This window comes from Streptomyces sp. NPDC057654, assembly GCF_042800135.1.
GTDB lineage: Bacteria > Actinomycetota > Actinomycetes > Streptomycetales > Streptomycetaceae > Streptomyces.
On sequence record NZ_JBHVHQ010000780.1, the window covers coordinates 1 to 4,106 of the forward strand.

Sequence of the window (4,106 nt, forward strand, 5' to 3'; positions counted from 1 at the left end):
GTGTGAACAAGGGGCGCGCGCCGCTGAAACCAGCCGGGATCCGGCCACTCACCACGGCCGCCCGGCACGGACGCTCAACGGGTCCGTCCAGTGCGGCCGTTCGCCACGGTCAGTACGGGTAGAAGCCCGACCCCGTCTTGCGGCCGAGCCGCCCCGCGTCCACCATCCGCTGGAGCAGCGGGGGAGCGGCGTACAGCGGCTCCTTGAACTCCTGGTACATCGAGTCCGCGACCGAGGCGACCGTGTCCAGGCCGATCAGGTCGGACAGCCGCAGAGGGCCCATGGGGTGCGCGCACCCCAGCTCCATGCCGTTGTCGATGTCCTCACGGCTGGCGATGCCCGACTCGAACATCCGGATCGCGGAGAGCAGATAGGGGATGAGCAGGGCGTTGACGACGAAGCCCGAGCGGTCCTGCGCCCGGATCGCGTGCTTGCCCAGCACATCCCCGACGAGCGCCTCGGCCCGCTGGATGGTCTCCTCGCCGGTGGTCAGCGCGGGGATCAGCTCGACGAGCTTCTGCACCGGGGCCGGGTTGAAGAAGTGGATGCCGATGACCTGGTCCGGCCGGGAGGTCGCGACGGCCAGCTTCACCAGCGGGATCGAGGAAGTGTTGGAGGCGAGGATGGCGTCCGGACGCGTGACGACCTGGTCGAGGACCTGGAAGATCTCCGTCTTGACCTGCTCGTTCTCGACGACCGCCTCGATGACCAGATCCCGGTCGGCGAACTCGCCCAGATCCGTCGTGAAGCTCAGCCGCTCCAGCGTCGCGTCCCGCTCCGCCACCGTCATCTTGCCGCGCTCGGCGGCCTTGGCAAGGGAGTTGACCAGCCGGGTGCGGCCCAGCTCCAGCGCCTCGCCGGTGGTCTCCGCGACCATGACCTCCAGCCCCGACCGGGCGCATACCTCCGCGATGCCGGCGCCCATCTGGCCGCAGCCCACCACTCCGACGCGTGCAATATCGGCCATCGTGTCCGTCACCTCGTGCCCTTCGCTGATCCTCATCGACCGGCAGGCCGCCGCGGGTGCCGACGGACGCCTCCGCGCAGACGTTACCCCGCGCTCCGCTGCGCCGACGGGCCCGGGGCGGGCATGCTGATACCGGACGGTGTGACCCGGTCGGCAGTCAGGGGGCGCCAGATGGGACGTATCACGCGAAGGGGATTCACGGCGGTCGCGGCGGGCTCGGCGGCCCTGCTGCTCGGCGCCGGGGACGCGGCCGCAGCCGCGTCCGCGTCTGCGAAGGGCGGTGCGCGGGCGCGCGGCGCGCGGCAGTTCCGCGGCATGTGGCTCGCCACCGTCGCCAACCTCGACTGGCCCTCCAAGCCCGGCCTCGGCGTCACGCAGCAGCGCGCCGAGCTGATCGCCCTGCTCGACACGGCCGTCCGGCGGCGGCTCAACGCCATCGTCTTCCAGGTGCGGCCCACCGCGGACGCCTTCTGGCCCTCGCCGTACGAACCGTGGTCGCAGTACCTCACGGGCACCCAGGGCCGCGACCCCGGCTGGGACCCGCTGGGCTTCGCGGTCCGCGAGGCGCACGCCCGCGAACTGGAGCTGCACGCCTGGTTCAACCCGTACCGCGTCGCCAACCACACCGACCCGACCCGGCTCGCGGCGAACCACCCGGCGCGGCTGCACCCGGACTGGGTCGTGCCCTACGGCGGCAAGCTCTACTACAACCCCGGCCTGCCGGAGGTCCGGCGGTTCGTCGAGGACGCGATGCTGGACGCCGTGGACCGCTACGACGTGGACGGCGTCCACTTCGACGACTACTTCTACCCGTACCCGGTCGCCGGCCAGGTCTTCGACGACGACGCCGCGTACGCGCGGCACGGCGCGGGCTTCCCCGACCGGGGCGCGTGGCGGCGGGACAACATCGACCGCCTGGTGCGCGAGACGGGGCAGCGGATCAGGCGGAGCGGCAGCCGCGCGCGGCTGGGCATCAGCCCCTTCGCGGTCTGGCGCAACCGCGCCACCGACCCGCTCGGCTCGGACACCCGCGCCGGCGTGCAGACCTACGACGACCTGTGCGCCGACACCCGCAAGTGGGTCCTGGAGGGCTGGATCGACTACATCGTCCCGCAGGTCTACTGGCACCTCGGCTTCGCCGTCGCCGACTACGCCAAGCTCGTGCCCTGGTGGGCCGATACCGTACGCGGCACCGACGTGCACCTCTACATCGGCGAGGCGCTCTACAAGGCGGGCGATCCGGCGCAGCCCGCACCCTGGCAGGACCCCGCGGAGCTCTCCCGCCACCTCACCTTCGACCGGCGGTACCCGGAGGTGCGCGGCAATGTCTTCTTCACGGCACGGGACGTGGTCGCCGACCGGATCGGTGCGATGGCCCGAGTGGTCGCCGACCACTATCCGTACCGGGTGCGGCCGCCCCGCTGAGCCGGGGCGGCCCCGGTCCTACGGCTGCGGTTCGTTCGTGTGCTGGACGACCGAGTCGGGGCCCGGAGACATGATCGCCTCGTGCCCGTCCTCGGCGCGGACCCGGTAGGGCGGGGCGCCTTCCGGGCCCAGCACCTCGATGATCTCCACGACCCGGTCGTGCTGGCCCACGATCCTGCCGTGCACCACCAGCCGGTCTCCCACACTCGCACGCATCGGCGGTGACCTTCCGTCCGAAGGGATGCGGTCAGTGGCGGCAATTGTACGGCGCGTAGGCGTATTCGGTAGGAGAACGCCGGTGTCCATCGGCCCTTCGGGCCGGTTCGCCGGGGCGGCGCCGGTCGGCGTCGGCGCGGCGCGCTCCGCGGTACGGCCGGGCCGGCCGGCATCTCGCGTGCCGCGGCCCGTTCTTCGCGTGCCGCGTCACGCCCGCTCCGGCCGGTTCGTCGTGCGTTGCGTCACCACGATGCACACCAGGACCCCCACGGCGGCGATCGGCGCGGCCGGGGTCAGGTGCTCGTCGAGGAGGAGGACGGACGCGACGAGCGTCAGGAGCGGCTGGGCGAGCTGGAGTTGGCTGGCCTTGGCGACGCCGATGGCGGCCATGCCCCGATACCAGACCGTGAGCCCGAAGCAGTGCGAGCCCGCCGCCAGCCACACCACCCCGGCCACCACGTGCCCCGTCAGATGGGCCGGCTCGAAGGGCAGCGCGACGGCGGTGCACGCCAGGCCCACCGGCAGGCACGGGACCAGGGCCCAGCCGATGACCTGCCACCCCGGCATCTCCCGCGCCAGCCGGCCGCCCTCCGCGTAACCCGCCGCGCAGATCAGCAGCGCCCCGAAGAGGTAGAGGTCCGCCGTCGAGAGGGCCCCGCCGCTCTGCTGAAGGGCGAACGCGATGACCACGGCCGCCCCGGTCAGCGCCGCTCCCCAGTACGTACGCGAGTGCCGCGTCCCCGTGCGCAGCGCCGAGTACGCGGCCGTGGTCACCGGCAGCAGGCCCACCACCACGGCGGCGTGCGACGACGTGGACGTCTGGAGGGCCAGCGTGGTCAGGACCGGGTAGCCGACGACCACCCCGGCGGCGACGACGAGGAGCCCGCCCCAGTGCCGGCGGTCGGGCAGCGGGACGCGCCGCACGGCCAGGGCGATGACCGCGATGAGCGAGGTCAGTACGGTCCGGGCGCCGACCGTGGACCACGGGCCGAGCCCTTCGAGGGCCCAGGCGGTGGCGGGAAAGGTGAGGGAGAAGGCGGCCACGCCGAGGGCGGCGAGCGTGGTGCCACCGCTCACTGCTATCGCGACTGGACGAGTAGCGCTATCTTGTACTGTCATGCACGAGCGTAACAGCATCGCTGAACTGGCCCGAGTCCTCCGTGATGAACTCGACCGCTATCGCGAAGGTGAGAAGCTGCCGTCGAGTCGGGCGCTGGTCGAGCGGTTCCACGTCAGCCCCGTGACCGTCACCCGCGCGCTCGCCGCCCTCGCCGCCGAGGGGCTCGTCGTCACCCGGCCCGGCGCCGGCGCGTACCGGGCCGCCCGGCCGCGCGGCGGCGGGCGGCGCACCGGCGACACCTCCTGGCAGGAGGTGGCCCTCAGCGCCGAGGCCGGCGGCGAGTACATACCGCGCTCCATCGGGGCCTCCGGGGTGCTGGCCACGCTCGCCGTGCCGCCGCCCGGCGCCATCGAGCTCAACGGCGGCTACCTCCACCCC

5 protein-coding genes are annotated in these 4,106 nt (G+C 72.9%); 2 read left to right on the forward strand and 3 right to left on the reverse strand.

Features of this window, described 5'->3' with window-relative positions:
* Positions 1-109 precede the first annotated feature (109 nt).
* Positions 110-967, reverse strand: a complete 858-nt coding sequence (locus tag ACFU99_RS35695; RefSeq protein WP_384400383.1) for a 3-hydroxybutyryl-CoA dehydrogenase — start codon at positions 965-967, stop codon at positions 110-112.
* A gap of 171 nt (positions 968-1,138) precedes the next feature.
* Here ACFU99_RS35695 and ACFU99_RS35700 point away from each other — a divergent pair, with 171 nt between their 5' ends.
* A complete protein-coding gene (locus ACFU99_RS35700) occupies positions 1,139-2,392 on the forward strand; it encodes a glycoside hydrolase family 10 protein (protein WP_384400386.1) in 1,254 nt (417 codons plus the stop codon).
* An 18-nt stretch (positions 2,393-2,410) separates the two neighbouring features.
* Here the strand turns inward: ACFU99_RS35700 and ACFU99_RS35705 are convergent, their stop codons facing one another.
* Positions 2,411-2,608 carry a DUF1918 domain-containing protein gene (locus ACFU99_RS35705; RefSeq protein WP_384400389.1) on the reverse strand — a complete coding sequence of 66 codons (198 nt, stop codon included), beginning with the start codon at positions 2,606-2,608 and terminating at the stop codon, positions 2,411-2,413.
* 207 nt (positions 2,609-2,815) lie between these two features.
* On the reverse strand, positions 2,816-3,727 hold the full coding sequence (locus ACFU99_RS35710; protein ID WP_384400392.1) for a DMT family transporter: 912 nt from the start codon (positions 3,725-3,727) through the stop codon (positions 2,816-2,818).
* On the opposite strand from ACFU99_RS35710, the gene ACFU99_RS35715 reads away from it, so the two are divergent.
* The coding region (locus ACFU99_RS35715) for a GntR family transcriptional regulator (protein WP_384400395.1) at positions 3,726-4,106 on the forward strand (381 nt) is incomplete at its 3' end. The genes ACFU99_RS35710 and ACFU99_RS35715 overlap by 2 nt on opposite strands.

Coding starts and splice junctions, on each gene's coding strand:
- ACFU99_RS35705 (WP_384400389.1), bottom strand. CDS start 2,608: ATGCGTGCGAGTGTGGGAGACCGGCTGGTGGTGCACGGCAGGATCGTG.
- ACFU99_RS35695 (WP_384400383.1), bottom strand. CDS start 967: ATGGCCGATATTGCACGCGTCGGAGTGGTGGGCTGCGGCCAGATGGGC.
- ACFU99_RS35710 (WP_384400392.1), bottom strand. CDS start 3,727: ATGACAGTACAAGATAGCGCTACTCGTCCAGTCGCGATAGCAGTGAGC.
- ACFU99_RS35700 (WP_384400386.1), top strand. CDS start 1,139: ATGGGACGTATCACGCGAAGGGGATTCACGGCGGTCGCGGCGGGCTCG.